Here is a 25,660-nt window from a genome sequence, read left to right as displayed (position 1 = left end):
CTTTCTTATCAGTCAATCGAGTTAACGAATAAGAAAATAATGGTGCGGTCGGAGAGACTTGAACTCTCACACCTCTCGGCGCCAGAACCTAAATCTGGTGCGTCTACCAATTCCGCCACGACCGCAGCAAAGCTTTTCAACCTAAGTAAACACTTAGAGAAGAATATATAGTTAAGAAGACATTGGTAAGTCTCAATAACGTTGTAATGGCTGGGCTACCTGGATTCGAACCAGGGAATGCTGGCATCAAAAGCCAGTGCCTTACCGCTTGGCGATAGCCCAACAGGATTGTTTCTTGTGTCAATCACACTTTCTTATCAGTCAATCGAGTTAACGAATAAGAAAATAATGGTGCGGTCGGAGAGACTTGAACTCTCACACCTCTCGGCGCCAGAACCTAAATCTGGTGCGTCTACCAATTCCGCCACGACCGCAGCAAAGCTTTCAACCTAAGTAAATAACTTAGAGAAGAATATATAGTTAAGAAGACATTGGTAAGTCTAAGTAACGTTGTATGGTGGCTACTGCGGGATTTGAACCTGCGACCCCATCATTATGAGTGATGTGCTCTAACCAACTGAGCTAAGTAGCCAGGAAATAATAACTAAATACTATTTCTAATAATGGTGCGGTCGGAGAGACTTGAACTCTCACACCTCTCGGCGCCAGAACCTAAATCTGGTGCGTCTACCAATTCCGCCACGACCGCAGCAAAGCTTTTACTCTAGCGAAGAGTATAGTTAAGAAGACATTGGTAAGTCTAAGTAACGTTGTATGGTGGCTACTGCGGGATTTGAACCTGCGACCCCATCATTATGAGTGATGTGCTCTAACCAACTGAGCTAAGTAGCCATGTTTTGCGAGCGAGACAATATAATACAAACTTATCTCTAGTTCTACCGAATTTGACAAAAAATGTCTTTCAGTAAAACGAAATGTTGGCTGGGCTACCTGGATTCGAACCAGGGAATGCTGGCATCAAAAGCCAGTGCCTTACCGCTTGGCGATAGCCCAACAGGATTGTTTAGAGTACTTAAAACTCAAAGTCATCATACTTGATTCTTTATTTCTAAAGAATGGTGCGGTCGGAGAGACTTGAACTCTCACACCTCTCGGCGCCAGAACCTAAATCTGGTGCGTCTACCAATTCCGCCACGACCGCATTTTGTGCTTACTTAAAAGCAAATTTAGAAATGGTGGCTACTGCGGGATTTGAACCTGCGACCCCATCATTATGAGTGATGTGCTCTAACCAACTGAGCTAAGTAGCCATTTTTTTCTAAATATCCGCTCTCTTCGGTAAGTTGCCTTATCGCTGAGAACGGGGCGCATTATGCGTAGTTGAGACAAATGCGTCAACTTTTTTTTTGAAGAAATTAGCCAAAAAGTGCCGTTCGGGTTTTTTTTAAACAAATAGCGCTGTTTGTGATCAAAAACTGTTACTAAAATACCAGCCGCTTGATGCCAGCTATAGCTTTTCGCTTTAATAAACAATGTCGCTTTCTGGGAGTAAAAACAAAAAAAGCCAGCGAGTGCTGGCTTTTTATACAAAACAAAGTTTGCTTTGTTAGACGTTGAATCTAAAGTGAATCACATCGCCATCTTTTACGATGTAATCTTTACCTTCTAGACGCCACTTACCTGCATCCTTGGCACCAGATTCGCCACTAAATTCGATAAAGTCACTGTAACCAACGACTTCTGCTCGAATGAAGCCTTTTTCGAAATCGGTGTGGATTTTACCTGCAGACTGTGGAGCCGTAGCGCCAATTGGAATTGTCCATGCACGTACTTCTTTAACACCAGCGGTGAAGTAAGTTTGTAGGGCAAGCAGATCATAACCTGAGCGAATTACACGGTTTAGGCCCGGCTCTTCGATCCCCATGTCTGCGAGGAACTCTTCACGATCTTCATCATCAAGTTCAGATAGCTCAGACTCAATCGCTGCGCAAACTGCAACAACAACGTTATTTTCATTGGCTGCAAATTCACGAACCGCATCAAGATACGGGTTATCTTCAAAACCGTCTTCGTTAACGTTGGCGATGTACATCGTTGGTTTAAGCGTAAGGAAGTTCAAGTAGCCAATCGCTGCGAGTTCTTCTTTTGCTAGTTCAACCGTACGAGCCATGCCACCTTCAGTTAGAGTAGGTAGCAGTTTCTCTAATACTGTGATTTCAAATTTAGCGTCTTTATCGCCGCCTTTTGCTTTTTTAGCATTGCGTTGTATTGCACGCTCACAACTGTCTAAATCGGCAAGAGCCAATTCTAAGTTGATCACTTCAATATCTTCAATTGGCGATACTTTACCAGCAACGTGCACAATGTTGTCATTTTCAAAACAACGAACAACGTGACCAATCGCGTCAGTTTCGCGGATGTTAGCTAGGAATTTGTTACCTAGGCCTTCACCTTTAGAAGCACCAGCTACAAGCCCAGCGATGTCAACGAATTCCATTGTTGTCGGCAAGATCTTTTGCGGATTAACAATTTTTGACAGTGCGTCTAGACGCAAGTCTGGAACAGGAACGATGCCAGTGTTTGGTTCGATAGTACAGAACGGGAAGTTTGCTGCTTCAATTCCTGCTTTTGTTAGTGCGTTGAACAGAGTTGATTTGCCAACGTTTGGCAATCCAACGATGCCACATTTAAAACCCATGATTGTAACCTTATTCAGCTTTGAACGTGTGTAAGCGATTTTGTGCTTTTGGCAGGCCATCTTTCAGTAAGATGTCGAGACTGCGTACGGATTCGTCGACAACAGCATCAAGGCATTCTTGCTCTTTTGCTGGCGCTTTACCGAGTACATAGCCTGCGACTTTGTCTCTGTGTCCTGGATGGCCAATACCAATCCTAAGACGATAGAAATCTTTATTGTTGCTCAATTTACTTATGGTGTCTTTAAGGCCGTTATGACCACCATGACCACCACCTTTTTTGAATTTGGCAACACCTGGAGGTAAGTCTAGCTCATCGTGAGCGACCATGATTTCTTCAGGTTGAATTTGGTAGAACTTTGCTAAAGCCGCTATAGCTTTGCCTGACAAGTTCATAAATGTTGTCGGAACTAATATTCTAAGATCACTGCCGTTAGCTTGTATTCTGCCAGTTAGGCCAAAGAACTTTGGTTCATTCTTTAATGTGATGTTATGAATACGAGCAAGCTCTTCGACCACCCATGCTCCTGCATTGTGACGCGTTCTCGCGTATTCAGGACCTGGGTTGGCTAGGCCTACAAGTAACTTTATCTGCTGAGTCAACGGACCGATCTCTCTTGAATATCAAAAAGCGCGGTATGATAGCACACTAACGGGGGGGACAAAACTTGAATACAAAAAAACCACTTCCGAGGAAGTGGTTTTTTAAAATACGTTACGGTCTTACTTAGAGCTGAACATCGCAGAGATAGACTCTTCGTTGCTAATACGGCGAATTGCTTCAGCTAGCATTGAAGACAATGTTAACTGATGAACTTTGCCTGTAGCAGCCATTTCTTTAGTCAGTGTAATTGAGTCAGTGACGATCACTTGGTCAAGTACTGAGTTCTTAATGTTTTTCGCTGCGTTGCCAGAGAAGACGGCGTGCGTTGCGTAAGCGAATACACGTTTTGCACCACGCTCTTTCAATGCTTCAGCGGCTTTACATAAAGTACCACCAGTATCGATCATGTCATCAACGATAACACAGTCACGACCTTCTACATCACCGATAAGGTTCATTACTTCTGACACGTTCGCACGTGGACGACGTTTGTCTACGATAGCAATGTCGATATCACCTAGTGCTTTAGCAGTTGCGCGAGCGCGTACAACACCACCAAGATCAGGAGAAACAACCACTGGATCTTCTAGACCACGGTTCGCCATATCTTCAAGCAATACTGGTGTACCAAAGATGTTATCTACAGGTACATCGAAGAAGCCTTGGATTTGCTCAGCGTGTAGGTCGATAGTAAGAACGCGGTCAACGCCGACGTTAGAAAGGAAATCAGCAACAACTTTTGCAGTAATTGGTACACGAGCAGAGCGTACACGACGATCTTGACGAGCGTAACCAAAGTAAGGAATTACAGCAGTAATACGGCCTGCTGAAGCGCGGCGCATTGCATCAATCATTACCACTAACTCCATTAGGTTGTCGTTAGTTGGCGCACAAGTTGATTGAATGATGAATACATCACTACCACGAACGTTTTCATTGATTTGAACAGCGACTTCGCCGTCAGAGAAACGGTCAACAGTAGCATCTCCAAGAGAGATGTATAGACGATCAGCAATACGTTGGGCTAGTTCAGGTGTAGCGTTACCAGCAAATAGCTTCATATCAGGCACGGTGGAAACCTCAGGGTTGCGTCCAGTTTAAACAGATTGTGTTTGGGCTAATTGGTACTTAGCCAAGGTCTCTAATAAAGGAGAGCGGTTGCACCCTTTCGCTACAAAAGCGGAGACATTGTCAGGAAGGTGGTGAAAAACTTTCTCTGCATTCTCTTCGCTGTCAAATTCAGCAAAGAGGCATGATCCGGTTCCCGTCAATCTCGACGGCGCGTATTGTAGCAGCCAAGAAAGTTGCTTATCAACCTCTGGGTACAGCATTCGCACAATTTTTTCGCAATCGTTTTCGTAAACCGAGTCTAAAAGCGTTGATAAGTCTCGTTTTGGCGTGTCTCGAGTCAAATTCGGGTGAGTGAAAATATCGACGGTTGCAATGCTTACTTGCGGTTTTATAACCAAATACCATTGCTCTTTAGGGGTAGCAGGAGAGAGTTTCTCACCGACTCCTTCGGCAAAAGCTGCAAATCCTCGGACAAAAACAGGGACGTCTGCACCTAATGCAAGCCCGAGTTTTGCTAAATCGTCTGTGGAGCAGTGCGTTTGCCATAAGAAATTGAGAGCGACGAGCGCTGTTGCGGCATTTGAAGAGCCGCCACCAATGCCGCCTCCCATAGGGAGAATTTTCTTAATCTTAATATGAGCGCCCAATGGGCTGCGAGTGGTATCTTGAAGCGATTTCGCCGCTTTCCATATCAGGTTGTCTTCCGTTTTGACACCTTCTATATCAGGGGAGAGTGTAATATGACCAGTATCATTAACGGTAATCTCTAGCTCATCACAGAGGTCGATGAATTGGAACAGGGTTTGCAGTTCGTGGTATCCGTTTGCTTGCCTACCCGTAATGTAAAGAAACAAGTTCAGTTTCGCAGGGCTTGGCCATACGGTGGCGGCATTGTTAAGTAGAGCGTTCATGGTCATTGTTTGATGGTCCATTTCGCAACAACAAGTTTGAGTTTGGTATCGCCTTGTTCAAGTTGCATTCGAGTTGGCATAGGAAGTGTTTGTGACGAGTCAGACAGCGTATAGCTTTGGTAGGCTTCATAATCTAAACGCCATTGTTTGTTTTGCAGTTTTTTAGTCAAACTCCCCACGGTGTTGAGTGGGTTTAGTTCATAGCGATCAGCGGTCGATGGCAGCCCAATTAGCCAATCTTGCAGTTGTTCAATAGGGATGTCTAAACCAACAAGTTGATAGATGAGTTGGTTCACGTCTTTACCAGTTAACTTCTGACCATCATAGGTTTCAATGAATGCACCGTTTGGTGTGGTGGTCAAATTTAATACGGTTTGACCTAGAAATGTCGTGAGCCTAACTTGGGTAAAGTTAGGGGAATATGTCCATTGAAAGTTGAGTGTTTGACGTTGCTCCGGAGACACGTAAGCGAGTTTACCAATAGCGGTATACTGCGTGAGGTTGGCAAGCTGCGATTGATGCGCTTTCCATTCAACACTTTCGGGTTCTGGCGGCAATGAGCTACACCCAATCAAATAAAGGGCGATAAAGGTATAAAAAAACTGGCGAGAGAGTTTGAGCATAGGAAACATCTTAACTTGATGGTTTATTGTGCAAATTCAATACAATATTGAAAGACTATAGCATCAAACCCACAAACTCAGGAAAACAAATTGGTGTTAGCCTTTCATTAACGCTTGCCATCAAGTAAAATTCGCACCTATTTGTCAAATCCGTATCAGAGAATTTGCGTTACATGTCATTGCTTACCATTGGTATCAACCATAATACAGCGTCAGTGGATCTTAGAGAGAAGGTGGCGTTTCCACCTGAAAAACTCGATAGAGCGCTGAAAGAGCTAAAAGAAAATACCAAGGTTAATGGGTCAGTGATTTTATCTACGTGTAACCGTACGGAAATTTACTGCGATACCGGCAGCTTCGGGAAAACTCAACTCATTGACTGGCTGATTAAATTTCATGGAGTAGCAGCGGAAGAATTAAAACCTTCGCTTTATGTTCATGAAGAACAAGCTGCCATTAGACACCTGATGCGTGTTTCGTGTGGGCTAGATTCTCTAGTTTTAGGTGAGCCGCAAATACTTGGGCAAGTGAAGCAAGCGTATGCAGATGCTCGAAAACACAGTGCGGTTGATGGCAATGTCGAGAGACTGTTTCAAAAAGTGTTCTCGGTAGCAAAACGTGTTCGTACTGAAACGGAGATTGGCAGCAGTGCTGTATCGGTAGCGTACGCAGCGTGCACTTTGGCAAGGCAAATATTTGAAACTATCGCCGACTCAGTTGTGTTATTGGTTGGGGCTGGTGAAACCATTGAGCTGGTAGCAAAGCATCTGCAAGGGCACGGCTGCCAGCAAATGATTGTGGCAAACCGAACGAAGGAACGGGCCGAGGTGTTGGCTTCCCAGTTTGGTGCCCAAGTTATTGCACTCAATGAGATTCCTGAAGTATTACCGAAAGCGGATATCGTGATTAGCTCGACGGCGAGCCCTTTACCTATTATCGGTAAAGGGATGGTAGAAACCGCCATTAAGCAGCGTCGTTACCAGCCAATGCTATTGATTGATATTGCCGTTCCGCGTGACATAGAGTCACAAGTGGGTGAGCTCAATGATGCTTACCTTTATACCGTTGATGATTTGCAATCTATTGTCGACGGTAATATTGAACAGCGTAAAGTCGAGGCGATTCAAGCAGAAGCCATTGTTAGTGAAGAAAGCGCCTTGTTTATGACTTGGATGCGTTCTTTGCAAGCGGTTGATAGTATTCGAGAGTTTCGCAAGCAAGCGAATGATACTCGCCAAGATCTATTATCAAAAAGTTTACAAGCGCTAGCCACAGGAACCGATCCGGAGAAAGTGCTGCTAGAGCTCAGTAATAAATTAACCAACAAGCTTATTCATGCGCCAACTAAGGCGCTGCAAGATGCCGCAGAGCAGGGTGATCCTGCTAAGCTGACGGTTATTAGACAAAGTTTGGGATTAGACCAAACTAAATAAGCCATATTCTGAGATAAGACTGCAATTATGAAAGCCTCCATCCTAATGAAATTGGAAACTCTGGTTGAACGTTACGAAGAAGTTCAACACCTGCTTGGTGACCCTGACGTGATTGGCGATCAGAATAAGTTCCGAGCGTTATCAAAAGAGTATTCTCAGCTAGAAGAAGTGACCAAGTGTTTCCAAGCTTTCCAGCAAGCACAAGACGATCTTGTTGCCGCTGAAGAGATGGCGAAGGAAGACGATGAAGAGATGCGCGAAATGGCGCAAGAAGAGATAGCAGAGTCTAAAGCCACAATTGAACGTTTGACAGAAGAGCTTCAAGTACTGCTGCTTCCTAAAGATCCAAATGATGATCGTAACTGTTTCTTGGAAATTCGCGCAGGTGCGGGTGGTGATGAAGCAGGTATCTTTGCCGGTGATTTATTCCGTATGTACAGCCGTTATGCTGAAAAGAAAGGTTGGCGTATTGAAGTCATGAGCTCAAATATCTCAGAGCAAGGTGGCTTTAAAGAAATGATCGCTAAAGTGACTGGTGAAGGCGCTTATGGCGTACTTAAGTTTGAATCAGGCGGTCACCGTGTGCAGCGTGTTCCTGCAACAGAATCACAAGGTCGTGTTCACACCTCTGCGTGTACGGTTGCGGTGATGGCTGAAGTACCAGAAGCTGAGATCCCTGAGATTAAAGCGGCGGATTTAAAAATTGACACTTTCCGAGCTTCAGGCGCGGGTGGTCAGCACGTCAACACGACCGATTCTGCTATTCGTATTACTCACTTGCCAACAGGCACGGTAGTAGAATGTCAGGACGAGCGTTCACAACATAAGAACAAAGCAAAAGCGATGGCGGTTTTGGCTGCCCGTATTACGCAAGCTGAAGAAGCGAAACGTGCTGCTGAAGTGTCGGATACTCGCCGCAATCTATTAGGCTCGGGCGATCGTAGCGACCGTATCCGTACTTACAACTACCCACAAGGTCGAGTGTCGGATCACCGTATTACGCTGACGCTTTATCGATTGTCTGAAATTATGGAAGGCGACTTGCAGTCTTTAGTTGATCCTGTGCTAACCGAGCATCAGGCAGACCAACTTGCGGCGCTAGCTGAGCATAACTAATTTATGCCTTTGGAATACTCTATCGAAGCGGTGCTCAAACGAGCATCGCTTGTTCTTTCTGAATCGGGTAGCGAATCTGCTTCTTTGGATGCGGCGGTGCTACTTTGTCACGCGCTGGATAAGCCAAGAAGCTATTTACTCACGTGGCCAGAAAAACAGCTAACCGACGATGAATCTGTGCAGTTTGAGTTGCTACTTAAACGGCGTGTTCAAGGTGAGCCAGTGGCTTATATTCTTGGTGAGCGAGAGTTTTGGTCACTGCCATTAAATGTGGCTTCTAGTACCTTAATTCCACGACCTGATACCGAGCGCTTAGTTGAGTTGGCTTTAGATAAAGCACAATCCTTAGAGGGAGATGTGCTGGATTTAGGTACCGGCACCGGCGCCATTGCCCTTGCGCTTGCGTCAGAGTTACCGAGCCGCCAATTTGTTGGGGTCGATTACCAGCAAGAAGCGGTTGATTTAGCCACAGGCAATGCCACGAAACTTAACCTTAGCAATGTGTCATTTTATCAAGGTAGCTGGTTTACCCCTATTGCCGCTGACAAAACGTTTAGCATGATTGTCTCAAACCCCCCTTATATCGATAAAAATGATCCTCATCTATCGGAAGGTGACGTAAGGTTTGAACCTGCTACAGCCTTAGTTGCTGAGAACAATGGGCTTGCGGATATTGAGTACATTACGGAAAATGCGCCTCAACATTTGATGGTAAATGGCTGGTTGATGTTTGAGCACGGTTTTGAGCAAGGTGATGCGGTTCGCACAATATTGCTAAGTAATGGATTTAAGAATGTCACGACTGAGCAAGACTACGCGGGCAATGATCGTGTGACGCTCGGTCAGTGGTTGTAAGTGCGAGTAACGGTCATACAAACAAGTATGTCAGAGCAGTAGGTAAGCACGAACAGACTACGAACAGTTAATAACCAGTAATCAATAATAACCATAAAACAGAGAGTAAAGTTGCTATGTATGAAGGACTAAAACATTTCCACTTAATGACAATTGCACTGAGTGTTGCGCTACTGTCTGTGCGATTTGGTTTGATCATGATGAACTCATCTAAGGTGAATCATCCATTTTTAAAGCGTTTCCCCCATATCAATGACTCATTGTTGTTGTTGTCTGGTATTGGCTTAATTATGGTAACTGGCTTCATTCCGTTTACCGATGCGGCGCCGTGGATGACAGAGAAGGTCACTTGTATCTTGGCATACTTTGCACTTGCTTTCTTCTCGCTAAAACTTGCAAAGAACAATTTACTGAGAGTTTGTGCCTTTTTTGGTGCGTTAGGTTGGTTGATGATGGCAGCGAAAATCGCCATGCTGAAAACGCCATTTTTGATGGGATAAACGATGATCGAACTGTTTGATGAAGATTTTGACGCGATCGCGTTAGTTGAAGGCGCATTAATATTAAATAAAGCCGTTGACCCAGAAACACAGCATCACTGGGCTGAGTTAGAGCTAGCACGTCTGTTAAAAGAAGCAGAGCAAACCTTGGCTCATGAAATCGATGAAAAGCAGCGCTTTGATGCATTGCTAAGATTGTTCTATCGAGAGTGGAACTTTAGTGGTGACAAGGAAGCCTATTTTTCATCTGACAATGCTTTTATTGATAAAGTGCTAGAAAGAAGAAAAGGTGTGCCAGTAAGTCTAGGGGCGATCTTGATCTATCTCGCCAGCAAGCTAGGCTTCCCTGTTGAGGCAGTCACATTTCCGACTCAATTTTTATTAAAGGTAACATGGCCCAATGAAGCACCCTGTTATATCAATCCATATGATGGTGAGTATGTGGCAAAGTCGACACTACGAGCTTGGTTGATTGGTAATGAAGGGCCATTGGCGAAATTGGAAGCAAAGCATTTAGAGAGTTCTGACAACCCAACGGTGATTGGTCGTTGGTTAGCCTTGCTTAAAAGTGCCCTATTACGCGAAGAGAAGTACACGTTGGCGCTACGTTGCACTGATTTGGCACTTACCTTTGTGCCTGACGATCCTTATGAGATTCGAGATAGAGGCTACATATACCAGCAGTTAGATTGTCATCAAATCGCCGCGAGTGATTTTCAATTTTTTATTGATCAATGCCCTGATGATCCTGCAATTGAATTACTGAAAACACAGGTTTCTGCGATCAGTCGCTCGCCTGTAATCCTTCACTAAAATTAGAGATAGTCCAATGACAGTTAAAACCGTTCACGTAGGCGATATTCCAGTCGCGAATGACAAGCCATTTACATTGTTTGCAGGCATGAACGTGCTTGAATCTCGTGATATGGCGATGCAGATTTGCGAGCACTATGTAAAAGTCACTGAAAAGTTAGGCATTCCATACGTGTTTAAAGCGTCATTTGATAAAGCGAACCGCAGTTCAGTACACTCTTATCGTGGCCCAGGTTTGGAAGAAGGGTTGAAAATATTCCAAGAACTGAAAGATACCTTTGGCGTAAAAATCATTACCGATATTCATACTGAAGCGCAAGCACAGCCTGTTGCGGATGTGGTTGATGTGATTCAGCTCCCTGCTTTTTTAGCTCGTCAAACAGATCTCGTTGAAGCGATGGCGAAAACTGATGCCGTCATTAACGTGAAGAAGCCGCAATTTATGAGCCCTGGTCAAGTAGGGAACATCGTGGACAAATTTGCTGAATGCGGCAACGAGAAAATTATCTTGTGTGAGCGTGGTGCATGCCATGGTTACGACAATCTTGTCGTTGATATGCTGGGCTTTGGCGTGATGAAAAAAGTCTCGAATGGTAGTCCAATCATTTTTGACGTGACGCACTCTCTGCAGATGAGAGACCCTTCTGGTGCCGCCTCTGGTGGTCGTCGTGAGCAAACCGTTGAACTGGCGAAAGCGGGTTTGGCTACGGGAATTGCTGGTCTATTTATTGAAGCTCACCCAAACCCTGATGCGGCGAAGTGTGACGGTCCGTCTGCATTACCACTGGATAAGCTAGAGCCGTTCTTAGCGCAAATGAAAGCGTTGGACGATCTTATTAAAGGCTTTGAGCATATTGATATTCGTTAATCTCGTTCAGAGTTAAAGTTAACAAGGGTAAGTCGCACAGTGACTTACCCTTTTTTATGTTTGATTTCTCACTCATTGTCTATATTTGTTGTCTAATAAGGCTGAATTGCCAACTGTGGTATGACGGTTTTATCTCTTCCAGACTGTTTCGCTTGGTAAAGCGCCTTATCGGCATAGTTGATTGCTGACAAAATGGTATCGTTTTGAGCATTGGCTAGATAAACGCCCGCCGATACCGTAGCGTGAACGCTTTCTTGTGCCGTTACCTCAGAACACTTTTTTCGTATTGATTCCACGTCATGGGCCAGTGTATTGACATCGGTTGCTGGGAAAATCAGCAAAAACTCCTCTCCACCATAACGAATTAATTGGCCCTCTTGCGGTTTATTCGCGAGCAATACGGATGCCACCTGTTTTATGACTGAATCACCTACATCATGACCGTAGCTATCATTGATTTGCTTAAAGCGGTCGATATCTAGCATCACGAATGCAAGGTTGAACGGTGACGGTATGTGATCTTCTTGGTTAATCCAAAGGTTTAAATAGTGTCGGTTGTTGGTTTGGGTGAGTGCATCCGTTTCGCTGAGACTTTTGAGGCGTTTTGAATACGCAGAAAGACGAATGGATTGACTGCGAATTTGTTGGATTTCAGTAAAGCGCCTTTTTGTTTCAAGCTCACGACGGTAGCTGCCGAGTATACAAAACACCGCTGTGCTGAGCACAATCATATAATGGTTGTACTCTTTAGCCTCATCTAGGAGTACCAGAGCTGGGTGTAAATACAACACATAGGGAAGCACGACACCGACGATTGCGATCAGTGAGTAGCCAAAAGAAAGACGAGAAAACGTGCCGATATAGAGCATTAATAGAATGCCACCACTTTGGTAATTGGTGTTGCCGATACTTAACGCAATGATTCCAGCGTGATGGACAATGAGCCCAGCGCAGACAAATAGACTGACCTCGAGTATCGGTAAGCCTCGCCATCGATTCTTGGATGCGAAATATAAGGACAGTGCCGCTACGGTAGCAAGAGTAAAGCGAGCGGCGACAATAATGTGACCGTGTTGCTGTAACACCAGAAGATCGGAAATTGAAAACAGCAAAAAAACAGCAATCGCCCCGTACATAAATCGTGAGTAGGGCTGATAGATTTGCGAGTCTAAAAAAACGCGATAACGTAACACCTGAAATGGAAGCGTGCTAGTTAAGTGCAAAAAAGAAAACAAAGAACATCCTTAGAGTGACGCTTATTATAATAAGTATAGCGAGTAGGCTATAGACCGTTTGGTAAAACTACAATGACCACCTTGTAATAAATGTTCACGTTTTGTGTTGTAAAAGCGGTTTCCTCCTAGTTCTCTTTAACTTTGCTGGGAATGGTTAACACTCTTGGGGTGAGTTGGTTTATCTTTTAATCAATCAACGTTAGTTATTAACCAAGTTATGAGCGATGTTGATTGTGATGGTGCGAGCCACTTCTAGAGTTGCCCAGCAACTTGTGACCAATGCATCATAAAAATGAAATCAACATGTTATGTTTAATAGGTTAATTTAAACTAACGCAAGTTTTGCTGATGTTTCAAGATCGGTCTATTCATTCGTTCTCAGCATAAACTGACTGTTCAGCATAGATAGTGAGTCTCTCTAACTTAATGATAGTGAGTTACTCTAAAATAATTAAAGCAGTGGAATTCTCCAAAGTTCAAAGGTATGACAATGAAAAAGAGCCTTATGTTTAAGTCCGTACTTAGTGCGGCAATCATCGCGTCACTTGCAGGATGCGCAACTCAACCAGAGCACGAATGGAATGCAGATGAAACGTATAAGCTAACTGTACTTCATACCAATGACCATCACGGTCGTTTCTGGCAAAACAAATATGGCGAATATGGCATGGCGGCGCGTAAAACGTTGATCGATGATATTCGTTCACAGGTTGAAGCAGAAGGGGGGAACTTATTGCTACTCTCTGGCGGCGACATTAATACTGGTGTACCAGAATCCGATTTGCAGGATGCTGAGCCTGATTTTAAAGGCATGAGCAAAATTGGTTACGACGCGATGGCACTCGGTAACCATGAATTTGACAATCCACTTGAAGTGCTTTTTAAGCAGAAAGAGTGGGCAAACTTCCCAATGCTATCTGCCAATATTTATGACAAAAAAACCGGTGAGCGTATGTTCGACGCTTACCAAATGTTTGATAAGCAGGGTATAAAAATCGCGGTTATTGGTTTAACAACAGAAGATACCGCGAAAATTGGTAACCCTGAATATATCGGTGGCATTGAGTTCCGTGACCCTAAAGTGGAAGCGAAAAAGCTTATTGCTGAGCTGAAAGAAACAGAAAAGCCAGACCTTATTTTCGCCGTGACGCACATGGGTCACTATGAAAATGGTCAGCGCGGTGTGAATGCGCCGGGTGATGTGGCACTGGCGCGTTACCTTGAGCCTGGCGATCTGGACATGATTGTCGGTGGTCACTCACAAGAGCCTGTTTGTATGGAAGGCCCAAATGTGGTGAAGAAAAACTTTAAGCCTGCCGACGAGTGTAAACCCGATACACAAAATGGCACGTGGATTGTTCAAGCACACGAGTGGGGCAAGTACGTGGGTCGTGCAGACTATGAATTCAAGAATGGTGAACTAGAGATGGTGAGCTATGATTTAATTCCTGTGAACTTGAAGAAAAAAATCAAAGTTGACGGTAAGAAGCAGCGTGTGTTGATCGAAGAAGAGATTCAGCCTGATGCAGAACTACTGGCATTTTTGACGCCTTTCCAAGAAAAAGGTCAAGGCCAGCTGAGCGCAGAAATCGCCGAGACTAACGGCAAGTTAGAGGGTGACCGTAACGTTGTGCGTTTCAGTCAAACAAACCTTGGTCGCTTAATCGGTACCGCTCATAAAGAACGTGCGAAAGCAGATTTTGCGGTTATGAACTCTGGCGGCGTTCGTGATTCTATTGCTGAAGGTGCTGTCACTTATAAAGATGTATTGACGGTTCAGCCATTTGGTAACATCGTGACTTACACCGATATGTCAGGTGCAGAAGTGTTAGATTACTTAAATGTAGTCGCATTGAAACCGGTTGATTCTGGTGCGTATGCGCAGTTTGCTGGTATCTCAATGACAGTGGGTAAAGAGTCGGTATCGGACGTGGTGATTAACGGCAAAGCGTTAGATCCAAAAGCGACGTATCGGTTCACCGTACCTAGCTTCAATGCGGCTGGTGGTGACGGTTATCCAAAACTCAACAACCACCCTGGTTATGTTGACACCGGTTTTGTTGATGCAGAAGTGCTAAAAGACTACTTAGAGGCGAATAGCCCAATTGACGTCAATAAGTATCAGCCAAATGGCGAGATTGTTTACAAAATTAAATAATCACGCATTGACTCTTTTTGAATGAGTCAGTTATAAATAAGCGGTACTGTCGGTACCGCTTTTTTAATGTCTGGGAATACTGTTATGACACCTGCTATTAACCTTGCCAAAAAGAAAAAAATCACCCATGTCGTGCACCAATATCATCATGATCCAAGGCATGAAAGTTATGGATTAGAAGCGGTTGAAGCGCTTGGGCAAGATCCTGAGTCGGTATTTAAAACCCTGCTTTTTTCATTAAATGGTGAACCGAAAAACCTTGCCGTTGCAATTATTCCTGTTGAAGAAAAATTGAATTTGAAGTTGGCAGCTAAAGCGGCGGGCGGTAAAAAAGCAGAAATGGCGGACAAGGAGATCGCTCAGAAAACGACAGGGTATGTTTTAGGTGGAATTAGCCCACTTGGTCAAAAGAAAGCGTTGCCAACGTTTATTCATGTGAGTGCCGAAGCAAGAGAAACCATGTGCGTGAGTGCAGGGAAAAGAGGGCTAGAAATTGAGTTAGCGCCGCATGATTTGGCAGCACTAACTCGTGGTCAATTCGCTAATTTGTGTGAAGCTTAGTGGCTAAAGTCGCCAGTGGCTATTTGTTAAGGAGTGGCTGTTAATTTGGTTACTTCTTAAGTGACTACTTCTTAAGTGATAGCGTACCGCTGACTCGCGCTCTAGGCTTACTAGAGGTATCGTTTGAGCGTTGTTTGCTGTCAGTATGCGTACGAGTGACATTCGAGTGATTGCGGTGGTTCGGTTTGTTACGATCACCTTGTTTATTATATTCGCCTTGCTTACCGCGACCACTTTGGTGACCGCGAGCATCTTGGCTATTTCGGTCACTTTGCTTCGGTCCACGTCTGAATTCATCAGCACCATGACCAGAAAAGGTTTTCATCTTCTCGCGTTTTGCTTCGATACGAGCATCGTGAAGCTTAGCATCGGTCGCTTTATTGATGCGGCGGCCTGAACCATCTTTTCTAGAGGCTTCTTCTGTGCTTGAAGAGTCCTCACACAAAGCATGAATTTCCTGAACTTCGGCTTCACTTAGGTAGCGCCATTTGCCATTTGGGATACCATCGATGCTAATGTTCATGATACGTACACGACGTAGCTTTAGAACTTCATAGCCTAATGCTTCACACATTCTACGAATCTGGCGATTAAGGCCTTGAGTTAGAGTAATACGAAATGAGAATTTCGTTTCTTGCTCAACCTTACAAGGTAGGGTAACGGTATCTAGAATGGCGACACCAGAGCCCATGTTTTTGAGAAACTCTTTAGAAATGGGTTTGTCGACACGCACCACATACTCTTTTTCGTGGTTATTTCCAGCCCGCAAAATCTTGTTGACGATGTCGCCATCGTTCGTCAAGAAAATCAGCCCATCTGAGGGTTTATCTAATCGACCTATGGGGAAAATGCGTTTGCTGTGTCCGATGAAATCAACAATGTTTCCCGGCACATCACGTTCGGTCGTACAAGTGATACCCGTTGGCTTATTAAGGGCAATATAAACAGGCTTTTCTTTGCTTTTAACTGGCTTACCATCGATTTCGACATTGTCACCCGCAAGCACTTTCGTTCCCATTTCAGGAATGATGCCGTTGATGGTAACGCGTTTTTGTTCAATCAAGCGGTCGGCTTCACGACGAGAACAAAAACCAGTTTCACTGATGTATTTATTAAGACGTTTACCGTCAGCAGAGTTAGGCATGAGTTTATATTACTCTTGGTTGGTCAGACACAAATAAGGTCGCGTATTTTATACTCAAGTGAGTGACAAGTCACTTAACTCGTCCGTTTTTGATGACGTTCTCGGTTATCTAGCTTCTTTTCTTGGCTTTTTCGCAATAAAACGTACACCGCACCACTGCCCCCATGAAATTGTTGAGCACTATGCACACACTGAACATCTCTAATTTGAGTAAGCCAATGGGCTAGGTAGCTCTTTATCAATGCTGGCGGATTAGAGCGCTCTCCCTTGCCATGTACGATAAGAAGGGTACGCACATCTAAACGCATACATTGTTGCAGAAACCCAATGACTTCATCTCTGGCTTGGCTCAGAGTTCGTCTATGTAAATCAAGTTTAGCTTGTAATGGATACTTGCCTAGACGAAGTTTACGGTAAACACCTTCTTGTACGCCATTGCGTTTGAATTCGATAATATCTTCTGGCTTAAGTGGTGGGGCAAAATCAAGAGAGAGATGGTCTGGACATTGCTCTGATAGCCAAAGCGCGGCTTCTCGTTTTGCCAATTGGGCTTCGGAGATTTGCAGCGGTTTTTTGAGTTCGACGGTATCGTTTTGCAGTGGCTTAACGTCGCCCATCATTTGTTGGAATAGTTCTAGGTCATTATCTTGAGACATAGCAGTATCTCGGATAGGTCACGACACGTGAGGGAAAAGGATAAACGGAGTATATACCAAGCTTGAGGTGGGGAAAAAGTATTGAGTAGTGAAATACGTGGGGTAAATAAAAGTCCGGAGTGAACAAGCGATTCACTCCGGTGCATAGCGGTTTCTAATCTTAGATGTTTCTGTTCTTAGAGTAGGAGCTAAGCGATTCTAGTGAGGAGATTCGTCATGCATTACTTTATAGATGAAGAAACCACCGTAAAACAACATAAGCCCTAAAGCACCAAAAATAACGATCATTGATGATAGGCCTATAGCATTACCAAATAGGAGTTCAAGCCAAAATTCCATGTTTCCTCCAAAGTTGCGTGACAAGTTTAATGCTACGGGCTGGCCAAAAGAGCGACACTGATCTGGATCAAATGAGAACAACTCGTTAAATATTTGTAGCTAACTGTGTGTGCTTAGTCACGGTTTTACTATTTCTGGTCGTTAGTTAAGCAAACGAACGGTTAGCACAAAAAAGATGTGCTAAATGACTTGCGCCAAAAAAAATAATCAGTAATATACCCATCCGTTGCTTAGGAAGACTTAACGCAACATCTCGGTGAATAGCGCAGCTTGGTAGCGCATCTGGTTTGGGACCAGAGGGTCGGGGGTTCGAATCCCTCTTCACCGACCATCTTTAAAAAAACCTCGCTTTTTAGCGAGGTTTTTTGCTTTCTGGCATATCAAAAACTTTGAGTCAAAGAAGTGCACATGTGATCTGGCGGTCAGAGCCCAGTCGAATGGAAGCCCTGTCGTGAGGAAGCTTTCTTTATTGACCTCATTCTAAAGCCTCGTCATAAATGACGAGGCTTTTTTACGTCTGAAGTTTTTGATTAGTTTCGTATTACCAAACTTTAGATAGTTCCAGTGTGGCGTCACGACCGTTGGAGTGCTGGGCAACAACATTAAAAATTAAGCCGTATTGCGGCAATTGTTTCCCTGTGGCTGGTCGAATTGGGTTGGAATAATCCTCCCAATCAATAAACATTGGGTTTGCTACGATGTACGGGTCATGGAGTTGATTGCCGATGCGATCGAGTAAATTCATAATGGAACCCGCTTGGATGTTAAAGGCGGCATCTCGAACTTGGTATCGCGTTGTTGCAGGAGTGCCATTACTCCAAATTTGCGGATTTCGGTCTGCGTCTACCACACCAAGCCACCCTTCTCCTGGGTGTTTTGTGACACCATTGTCGGTAAAGGAAGTATCGACATACCAAACGACCATGCCGGGATCAAAGCTCATTAAACTACCACTACGATTGATATGCGCTAGGCCTTTATCCACTCCTTGGTGTTGACGCCATTCCACTAAATAATAATGTTCATACTCAAATGAACCAGAGTTTCGTGTCATACCCAGCAAGGTGAGGTCAGGTTCTTCATTTTCTGCTGAAAACTGTTTAATGATGCCATTTTCACTAGTGACGCTGACATCATCAAACCAAAATCCATCATCGATATACCCCAGATCGGTAAAGTAGTTAAAGCTAATGGTAACGGATTGGCCTGCGTATGCAGACAAGTCGAACGTTGCTGGTTGCCAGCCATCAGATTGCCCGGTAAACCCAATGCCATGTCCGGTTTGAAATGGATCACTATCGGTGGTGATACTTCCAGCAATCGGTGCGCCATTGACGAGAACTCGTCCAAAATCGTAATCTTGTTCGATGCTGTAATGCACCATGAAAGAGAGCGTCGCAGTGCTGGCTTGAGTTAAATCAACCTCAAAGGATGCTAGCGTATTAAGGTTATTTCCTCGTCCTGAGAAATAAGCATGAGAGCCAATAGGGTCAATTTCTTTTACTGATTTATTAGGGAGCTCGACTTTAATTGCATCGAGCTTTTCATTTCGGTTTGCTGCGTGAGTAAGCTCAAAGCGTTGAGGTTGTGTGGTAAGCGCCTCAGAGGACACCGTTTTGACGTTGAACCAATTTCCGCCTAGAGAACGCTGAAGAAACTCGCGAGCCCATGGACTGAACGCCGTCGGTTCACTACCTGGAATGAGACCCGCCCATGAACCCGATGACATGATAGACCAGTAAGAAACGGGCTCTCCCGGGGTTGTGCCATATTCGTCTTGCCCATACACAGTGTCATATTCGTCAGGCAGGCCGAGATCATGGCCATATTCATGTGCAGCCACGCCAGCAGCAGCGTCAATCGGTTGAATGGTATAGTCGTACGCCGCCATTAGCCCGTTCCAGTTTGGTACGGTTGCGGGAGAGTTCGGAAGAAGTTGTAAGCTTCCAAGGTTCCACCTATGGGACCAGATGGCATCTGAACCGAGGGCGCCGCCTCCTGCCTCTTGTCCAACAGCAGAGTGAAAAATCATCACATGGTCAACGAGACCGTCTGGTTCTCGTAAGTTTCCATCGCCATCGATGTCGTATCGATCTTCGAGATCAAAATCACTTAAATTGATATTGGGGTCTTTGTCAGCAGCGAGCAATGCCTCTCTAACGAGTGCTCGTGCATTAATATCATTAATTGAGCCATTTTGCGCCCCGTAATAGGCGGCGGGGAATTGTGCAGTATACCAACCAGACACTTCGCCATATTGGCTATATGAGCCGCCACTTTGGGCTTCATAAAACTGCACCATTGACAGGAGTGTTTCTCCGTTGCTGCCCACATACCCCTGCTGCCCAAATAACATGTCAGCGTAGTGCGTTGCGGGGTAATCATCGTAGTAGTTGGATGTTTCATCGGCGGTGACGGTATTGACGGGGTAATCGGGGAACTCTATCAGTAGAGCGAGAACTTTGTCTCTTGTTATGGGCCCGTTCCATGCGCCTGCTTTGAGAACGGTGTGTACGCCGGTTTCATTATTTGTCGCTGTACTTTCAGTCATTGTGAGTGATGAGCCAGTCATCATTTGGCGTAAACGCTGATTTCTTCTCTGTTCATAGTCATCGAGAGCACCGGTGTCATTAAGGTGTTGGTGGTGGTTCAAATGGTGATGCAGTGCTTGCTCTGCGTCTGCTTCTTCACTTGCGGCAAGTATTGTCGTGCCATTGAGTGTGTTTAATATATGCTCATGATTAATAGTATTGAGATCTATTGATCGTGTTGGTGCCGCTGGGGCGGCAACGAGTAACGCGGGAGAAATGACTCCTGCGATACAAGTTGCGAGTAGCGTGATGCGATTCATAACGGTTCCTTGGTTATAATAGTCGCAGCAATGCTAATGTAAGTTGTTAAGGAAAGGTTGCGTAAATGCGTGTGTTTCGAGTTGCGATATACAGATATGTAATTGATAGAAATCACTTACATTTTGATTGTGTGCAAACCGTTATTATTTGCAGGGGGACATCCCCCTTACGCGCTTGCTTGTGAATGAAAGCGGGCAAGTAATGACTCGATACCAAGCACGGCAAAAATAATAGCAAAGAAAGCGACAACGCCACCAAATGCGCCGGTAAAGGCGACGTGCTGGCCGAAAACGCTAGCAATGATACCCATAGCGACAAATTTTGAGCCGACAAGGATTACGTAAGAAGAAATGCCGCGTTTTAGTTTAGGTAGCGTTTTATGGGTTAAGAAGTAAGACGCCATCACTTTTTCGAGTGATATCGCGCCTTTGAGCATGCTAGCCAAAATGATAGATGCGAGTACAGCAACCTCTAAACTTGCAATGAAAACCCAATCCCAAGAAGCGTTTAGACTCAGCATAACGATGGTCGTGATAACGGTGCTTAATGCGATTTCTTTGAACATTTTCATTTTTATTCCTCGTGGTGTTTTTAGTTGTTTTGTTGACGAGGAGGAGAATAGCAATGATAAAGAACGGGTATTTACCATTATGCGCCACGTAAGATCTCGTTTTTAGGGTCGTATCATTTATCCTTTTCAAATGTAAGGTTATACTTTAGTGAGTATGCTCCTATTTATAAATCTCTCTCAATGAGAGACCCCTAGAGAGCGCCAAGAATTCTTTTTTAAACTAGTTCGACCACTGTGCAACAACCCTATTAATCAGAACCTTACTGATGGTTCGTCATGCGTTTTATTCTTAAGTCCTTACCCGTCGTGTGGACTTGTATGCACTGGTATGATTAATTGTCTCGCGATTATCAATCCAGTGTGGTTACCGAATAGCCTGGCAAGGCACCGCTTTGCCGGAATGCATGACCTCAGTGGACGCGTTTCAGTGATTTAAAAGAGATAGTTCTATATGAATGTAACAATCAATGGTCAACCGTATCTGCTGCGTCAGCGTAAAAGCATTTTAGATGTCGCCAAAGACATTCACGTTGATGTCCCATCCCTTTGTTCTATTAGTCAGCATAACGATAAACAGTCGTGCGATTTGTGTGTGGTTGAAATCGTCGGGCAAGGCATCGTCAAAGCTTGCGAAACGGACATAGAAGATGGCATGACCGTTGTTACACAATCCGCGCAAATTAATACCCTTCGTCGCCAAGCGCTTAATCGTATCTTTGCCGATCATAATGCCGATTGTGAGGCACCTTGTAAGGTGGCGTGCCCTGCGCATGTCGATATCCAAACCTACCTTCATCATATTGCGCAAGATGATCACATTAAAGCGGTGGAAGTCATTAAAGACACGCTACCAATGCCTATTTCAATAGGCCGAGTGTGCCCGGCGTTTTGTGAGCATGAGTGTCGACGCAGCTTAGTCGATGAACCTGTGGCGATTCGACAGTTAAAGCGCCATGCGGCTGATATTGACCTGTCTCTTAGCGAACAGTTCGAACCGGAAAAATTGCCGTATAACGGCCATCGAGTGGCGATCGTTGGTGCGGGGCCGGGCGGTTTGGCGTGCGGTTACTATCTGAGTTATCAGGGCTTTGCGGTTGATGTCTTTGAGTCGATGCCAGAGGCGGGTGGTTGGCTACGTTATGGCATCCCAGAATATCGATTACCGAAACATATTTTAGATAAAGAAATTGAAGTTATGTGTCGTGGTGGTATGCGTCTCCACACCAACACTAAGTTGGGCAATGATATGACGCTGGATGAGTTAACCGAAAACTATGAAGCGGTTTGTCTTGCTGTTGGCGCAACTAAGGCCGTCAACATGCCTTATCCCGGTTCGGACTTGTCAGGTTGCATACTTGGTGTCGATTTTCTTAAAGACATAATGACGAATCAAGCCTTTAAGGTCGGTAATAAAGTCGCCGTTATTGGCGGTGGTAATACGGCGATAGATTGTGCGAGAACCGCAATCCGTGAGGGCGCGGAGACGACGATTATTTATCGACGAACTCGCAATGAAATGCCGGCAGAGTTACATGAAATTGAAGCGGCAGAATTGGAAGGAGTTAAGTTTCGATTTTTGACCAACCCAGTAGAAAATAGTGCGGACTCTCAAGGGCGAGTTAGCCATATTGAGCTAGAAATCATGGAGCTAGGAGAGCCTGATAGTTCAGGGCGCCGACGCCCTGTATCTACAGGTAAAACAATAGTAGAGCCCTTCGATACGGTCATTTCTGCTCTGTCACAGAAGCCAGAAACCGATTTCTTGAAAACTGGCAAATATGCACTGCCTCTTACCGACTGGGGAACAGCTGCATCAGACTCGGACTCTATGCATCACGGTTACAATATCTATAGTATTGGTGATTTTAGGCGAGGCCCTGCGACGGCAATTGAAGCCATTGCGGATGGTAAGAAAGCCGCCGACGCGATTGAGCGGTTTATTTTGCAAGGGCACTTTAAGCCAACGCAAACGCCATTTAATAGCCACAAAGCAGAAAGAATCAGCTTAGTGCGACAAACCGAGTACTTGAAAGAGCACGCGGGACCGAGAGCGCAAGCTGAGCAGCTGGATGTTGAAGCGTGCCAAACCACATACCAAGAAGTGGAGTTGGATATTGACACTGAACGCGCCATTTCTGAAGCAGCGCGATGTCTAGAGTGTGGTTGCCAAGCTAATACCCAGTGCGACCTTCGGGATTACGCCACAGAATATCAGGTTGATTATCGTGAGATTGATATCAACGAACGCAAAATGTTTCCGGTAGACAAATCGAGTGAATTCATTGTATTTGATGCCAACCGTTGTATCAGCTGCGGATCCTGTGTACATGCGTGTCAAACGGAGTCAGTACACGGTATTTTGAATTTCTCAGAGTCGTCACACCGTCCTAGCTTTCCGGAGAATGCTTTAATGGGTGACAGCAACTGTGTGCAATGTGGTGCTTGTGTTCAAGTCTGTCCTACAGGGGCGCTGGTGGATAAGCGTGATAAATCCCATAGCCGAATAGAGATGCTAACACCAGTCAAAACCATTTGTACTTATTGTGGTGTTGGCTGCCGAGTCGAGCTGTATGTGGATGCCGCAAGTAATACCATTCGTTATGTGAAAGGGGATAAAACCTCGCCAGTGAACCAAGGTATGCTGTGCGTAAAAGGGCGATTTGGTTTTGATTTCATTGGCAGCGATGAGCGATTAACTACGCCGTTGATCCGTAAGTCAGGCCAGCTTCAGCCTGCGTCTTGGCCGGAGACGATTGATTACGTTGCCAGTAAGTTTGCCAAAATTAAAGCTATGCATGGTAGTGATAGTCTTGCCGGATTCTCATCGGCAAAAACAACGAATGAAGATAACTATGCCTTTCAAAAGCTGCTACGCCGTGAGTTTGGCACCAATAATATCGATCACTGTGCGCGACTTTGTCACTCTTCTACCGTTACAGGGTTAGAGGCGGCGTTTGGTAGCGGGGCAATGACCAATGATATCCCGAGCATCAAACATTCGGATGTGATCTTTATTATTGGCTCAGATACCAGTGCCGCCCATCCTATTATTGGCTCTCATATTAAGCAGGCAGTCGCGAATGGCGCTAGCTTGGTTGTTGCGGATCCAAAACGTATTGATATGGCTGATCATGCTGAGCTTTACCTGCGCCATCGTCCGGGTACCGATGTAATGTTACTCAATGCCATCATGCATCAAATCGTACTTAATGGTTGGCAAGACGAGGCGTATATTGCCGAACGAACGGAAGGATATGAGGCGCTACTCGCGGAGGTCAGTAAGCCAACGTATTCTTCAAGCAATGCAGAGCTGATTACTGGCGTACCGAAAGCAGACATTGAAAAAATGGCCAAGATAATAGGTACTGCAAGCGTGAGCTCAGTATTCTATTCAATGGGTATCACTCAGCATACAACAGGGCACGACAACGTTCGCTCGATCGCCAACTTACAAATGTTATGTGGAAATGTTGGGGTAGAAGGGGGCGGTATTAATCCACTTCGTGGCCAATCTAATGTGCAGGGCTCGTGTGATATGGGCGCATTGCCGACAGATTATCCAGGCTATCAAAAGGTGACACGTCCTGATGTTCAAGAAAAGTTTGCTCAGGCGTGGCAAAGCGACACATTGCCGACCGAACAGGGTTTGACGTTAACTGAAATTATTGATGCCGCTTGTGACGGTGATATGAAAGCCTTGTACGTTATGGGGGAAAACCCAGTGCTGAGCGACCCTGATCAAGCTCATGTACTTAAGGGTTTAAAAGCCTTAGATTTCCTAGTGGTTCAAGACATTTTCTTAACTGAAACCGCGGCGTTAGCGGATGTCGTCTTACCATCATACTCGTTTGCAGAAAAAGCCGGGCACTTTACTAATACCGAAAGACGGGTACAGCGTTTAGTACCGGCAGTTAAAGCGCCGGGTGATGCTATGGAAGATTGGCGAATTATCCAAGATATCGCTAACGCGATGGGCGGAGAATGGAATTATCAAACGGTGCAAGATATTACCGAAGAAATATCGCAGGTCACCCCTCAATATAAAGGGATTCGATGGGAGTCGATTGGTGGTAATGGGCTGCAATGGCCGTGTAATGATGTGAAACCATTTGGTACTCGTATCATGCATAAAGACCAATTTATTCGTGGTAAAGGCGCCATGGCGGCGATAGCGTTTGAGTACGCGGCAGAACTGCCGGACGAAGAGTTTCCGCTGACATTAACAACGGGGCGACTACTCGAGCAATTCCATACCGGAACCATGACGAGAAAAACGAAAGGATTAGATAATCTAGCGGGCCCACGAGTGATGATCAGTGTTGAAGATGCAGAGCGTCTTGGTATCGCTAATGGTGAACCGGTAGTGTTGGTATCTCGCCGTGGCGAAATATCAGCGCCTGCGTTTGTCACTAAGCGGATGCAAGCTGGCGTGGTATTTGTTCCATTCCATTTTGCAGAATCGGCGGCGAACAAACTTACCAACACCGCAACGGACCCTTATGCCAAAATCCCGGAATTTAAGGTATCAGCGGTTCGTTTAGAAAAACAGCCCGAGTTTTCACATTAAAATGAGTGGTTGGCACGGAAATAAGGTTAACGATCTGTTTTGAATAGATAGAGGTTGTTTAATGCTCAAGCGAGAATTGGGACACACCTAATTCTCGCTTTTCTCTATGGTTATCGCTGTACTTAT

The 25,660-nt window shown here is 44.9% G+C and carries 20 protein-coding genes and 10 tRNA genes; 10 read left to right on the top strand and 20 right to left on the bottom strand.

From position 1 onward, the window contains the following. Window positions 1–40: 40 nt before the first annotated feature. The 14 genes from L4D74_RS22290 to lolB form a co-directional block, all read right to left on the bottom strand. A tRNA-Leu gene (locus L4D74_RS22290) sits at window positions 41–125 on the bottom strand. Window positions 126–207: 82 nt separating this feature from the next. Then, window positions 208–282 (bottom strand) — tRNA-Gln (locus L4D74_RS22285). A gap of 67 nt (window positions 283–349) precedes the next feature. Continuing rightward, window positions 350–434: transfer RNA gene (locus tag L4D74_RS22280), tRNA-Leu, on the bottom strand. A gap of 81 nt (window positions 435–515) precedes the next feature. After that, window positions 516–592: transfer RNA gene (locus L4D74_RS22275), tRNA-Met, on the bottom strand. Between the two features lie 32 nt (window positions 593–624). Beyond that, a tRNA-Leu gene (locus tag L4D74_RS22270) sits at window positions 625–709 on the bottom strand. Between the two features lie 66 nt (window positions 710–775). Beyond that, window positions 776–852 (bottom strand) — tRNA-Met (locus L4D74_RS22265). Between the two features lie 87 nt (window positions 853–939). Further along, a tRNA-Gln gene (locus L4D74_RS22260) sits at window positions 940–1,014 on the bottom strand. 63 nt (window positions 1,015–1,077) lie between these two features. Continuing rightward, window positions 1,078–1,162, bottom strand: a tRNA-Leu gene (locus L4D74_RS22255). Window positions 1,163–1,194: 32 nt separating this feature from the next. Beyond that, window positions 1,195–1,271: transfer RNA gene (locus L4D74_RS22250), tRNA-Met, on the bottom strand. A gap of 296 nt (window positions 1,272–1,567) precedes the next feature. Beyond that, window positions 1,568–2,659, bottom strand: a complete 1,092-nt coding sequence (gene ychF, locus L4D74_RS22245; RefSeq protein WP_428754668.1) for a redox-regulated ATPase YchF — start codon at window positions 2,657–2,659, stop codon at window positions 1,568–1,570. 10 nt (window positions 2,660–2,669) lie between these two features. After that, window positions 2,670–3,260 carry an aminoacyl-tRNA hydrolase gene (gene pth, locus L4D74_RS22240; RefSeq protein ID WP_428754667.1) on the bottom strand — a complete coding sequence of 197 codons (591 nt, stop codon included), beginning with the start codon at window positions 3,258–3,260 and terminating at the stop codon, window positions 2,670–2,672. 120 nt (window positions 3,261–3,380) lie between these two features. Beyond that, the gene (locus L4D74_RS22235) at window positions 3,381–4,331 is read right to left on the bottom strand and encodes a ribose-phosphate pyrophosphokinase (RefSeq protein WP_102470828.1); all 951 of its coding nucleotides are present in this window, start codon (window positions 4,329–4,331) and stop codon (window positions 3,381–3,383) included. A 27-nt stretch (window positions 4,332–4,358) separates the two neighbouring features. Then, window positions 4,359–5,243: a 4-(cytidine 5'-diphospho)-2-C-methyl-D-erythritol kinase gene (gene ispE / locus L4D74_RS22230; RefSeq protein WP_428754672.1), complete on the bottom strand. Its 885-nt coding sequence runs from the start codon at window positions 5,241–5,243 to the stop codon at window positions 4,359–4,361. A gap of 2 nt (window positions 5,244–5,245) precedes the next feature. Further along, entirely contained in the window at window positions 5,246–5,866 is a 621-nt protein-coding gene (gene lolB / locus L4D74_RS22225; RefSeq protein WP_428754666.1) for a lipoprotein insertase outer membrane protein LolB, read from the bottom strand. Window positions 5,867–6,039: 173 nt separating this feature from the next. Here lolB and hemA point away from each other — a divergent pair, with 173 nt between their 5' ends. From hemA to kdsA, 6 genes are all read left to right on the top strand, one after another. After that, a complete protein-coding gene (hemA, locus tag L4D74_RS22220) occupies window positions 6,040–7,299 on the top strand; it encodes a glutamyl-tRNA reductase (RefSeq protein WP_428754665.1) in 1,260 nt (419 codons plus the stop codon). Between the two features lie 27 nt (window positions 7,300–7,326). Then, the gene (gene prfA, locus L4D74_RS22215) at window positions 7,327–8,415 is read left to right on the top strand and encodes a peptide chain release factor 1 (RefSeq protein WP_428754664.1); all 1,089 of its coding nucleotides are present in this window, start codon (window positions 7,327–7,329) and stop codon (window positions 8,413–8,415) included. A 3-nt stretch (window positions 8,416–8,418) separates the two neighbouring features. Continuing rightward, the gene (prmC, locus tag L4D74_RS22210; protein WP_428754663.1) at window positions 8,419–9,270 is read left to right on the top strand and encodes a peptide chain release factor N(5)-glutamine methyltransferase; all 852 of its coding nucleotides are present in this window, start codon (window positions 8,419–8,421) and stop codon (window positions 9,268–9,270) included. Window positions 9,271–9,386: 116 nt separating this feature from the next. Then, entirely contained in the window at window positions 9,387–9,770 is a 384-nt protein-coding gene (locus tag L4D74_RS22205; protein ID WP_428754662.1) for a SirB2 family protein, read from the top strand. Between the two features lie 3 nt (window positions 9,771–9,773). Then, a complete protein-coding gene (locus tag L4D74_RS22200; protein WP_428754661.1) occupies window positions 9,774–10,583 on the top strand; it encodes a SirB1 family protein in 810 nt (269 codons plus the stop codon). 16 nt (window positions 10,584–10,599) lie between these two features. After that, window positions 10,600–11,451: a 3-deoxy-8-phosphooctulonate synthase gene (kdsA, locus tag L4D74_RS22195; RefSeq protein ID WP_265675939.1), complete on the top strand. Its 852-nt coding sequence runs from the start codon at window positions 10,600–10,602 to the stop codon at window positions 11,449–11,451. A 92-nt stretch (window positions 11,452–11,543) separates the two neighbouring features. On the opposite strand, the gene L4D74_RS22190 is transcribed toward kdsA, so the two are convergent. Next, on the bottom strand, window positions 11,544–12,686 hold the full coding sequence (locus L4D74_RS22190; protein WP_428754660.1) for a GGDEF domain-containing protein: 1,143 nt from the start codon (window positions 12,684–12,686) through the stop codon (window positions 11,544–11,546). A gap of 490 nt (window positions 12,687–13,176) precedes the next feature. Here L4D74_RS22190 and ushA point away from each other — a divergent pair, with 490 nt between their 5' ends. Continuing rightward, a complete protein-coding gene (gene ushA / locus L4D74_RS22185) occupies window positions 13,177–14,844 on the top strand; it encodes a bifunctional UDP-sugar hydrolase/5'-nucleotidase UshA (RefSeq protein ID WP_428754659.1) in 1,668 nt (555 codons plus the stop codon). A gap of 84 nt (window positions 14,845–14,928) precedes the next feature. Continuing rightward, window positions 14,929–15,405 carry a Cys-tRNA(Pro) deacylase gene (ybaK, locus tag L4D74_RS22180; protein ID WP_265675936.1) on the top strand — a complete coding sequence of 159 codons (477 nt, stop codon included), beginning with the start codon at window positions 14,929–14,931 and terminating at the stop codon, window positions 15,403–15,405. A gap of 64 nt (window positions 15,406–15,469) precedes the next feature. Here ybaK and rluF read toward each other — a convergent pair whose 3' ends face one another. The 3 genes from rluF to L4D74_RS22165 all read right to left on the bottom strand — a co-directional run bounded on the left by rluF (window position 15,470) and on the right by L4D74_RS22165 (window position 17,544). After that, complete coding sequence (gene rluF, locus L4D74_RS22175; RefSeq protein ID WP_428754658.1) at window positions 15,470–16,549, bottom strand: 23S rRNA pseudouridine(2604) synthase RluF; 1,080 nt, start codon at window positions 16,547–16,549, stop codon at window positions 15,470–15,472. 74 nt (window positions 16,550–16,623) lie between these two features. Further along, window positions 16,624–17,205 (bottom strand): DNA endonuclease SmrA, encoded by a 582-nt coding sequence (smrA, locus tag L4D74_RS22170; RefSeq protein WP_428754657.1) that lies wholly within the window; start codon window positions 17,203–17,205, stop codon window positions 16,624–16,626. 198 nt (window positions 17,206–17,403) lie between these two features. Beyond that, on the bottom strand, window positions 17,404–17,544 hold the full coding sequence (locus L4D74_RS22165; RefSeq protein ID WP_428754656.1) for a DUF3149 domain-containing protein: 141 nt from the start codon (window positions 17,542–17,544) through the stop codon (window positions 17,404–17,406). 254 nt (window positions 17,545–17,798) lie between these two features. Between L4D74_RS22165 and L4D74_RS22160 the strand changes: the two genes are divergently transcribed. Then, a tRNA-Pro gene (locus tag L4D74_RS22160) sits at window positions 17,799–17,875 on the top strand. A 210-nt stretch (window positions 17,876–18,085) separates the two neighbouring features. Here L4D74_RS22160 and L4D74_RS22155 read toward each other — a convergent pair. Continuing rightward, window positions 18,086–20,395, bottom strand: a complete 2,310-nt coding sequence (locus tag L4D74_RS22155) for an immune inhibitor A domain-containing protein (protein WP_428754655.1) — start codon at window positions 20,393–20,395, stop codon at window positions 18,086–18,088. A gap of 167 nt (window positions 20,396–20,562) precedes the next feature. Then, entirely contained in the window at window positions 20,563–20,967 is a 405-nt protein-coding gene (locus L4D74_RS22150) for a hypothetical protein (protein WP_428754654.1), read from the bottom strand. Between the two features lie 451 nt (window positions 20,968–21,418). On the opposite strand from L4D74_RS22150, the gene fdhF reads away from it, so the two are divergent. Continuing rightward, window positions 21,419–25,534: a formate dehydrogenase subunit alpha gene (gene fdhF, locus L4D74_RS22145; RefSeq protein ID WP_428754653.1), complete on the top strand. Its 4,116-nt coding sequence runs from the start codon at window positions 21,419–21,421 to the stop codon at window positions 25,532–25,534. The last annotated feature ends 126 nt before the right edge of the window (window positions 25,535–25,660 follow it).

The sequence above is a fragment of the Vibrio cionasavignyae genome, assembly GCF_050337155.1.
GTDB classification, from domain to species: domain Bacteria; phylum Pseudomonadota; class Gammaproteobacteria; order Enterobacterales; family Vibrionaceae; genus Vibrio; species Vibrio nomapromontoriensis.
Note: the sequence above shows the minus strand (reverse complement) of the source record. Positions and strands in the feature narration are given on the sequence as shown.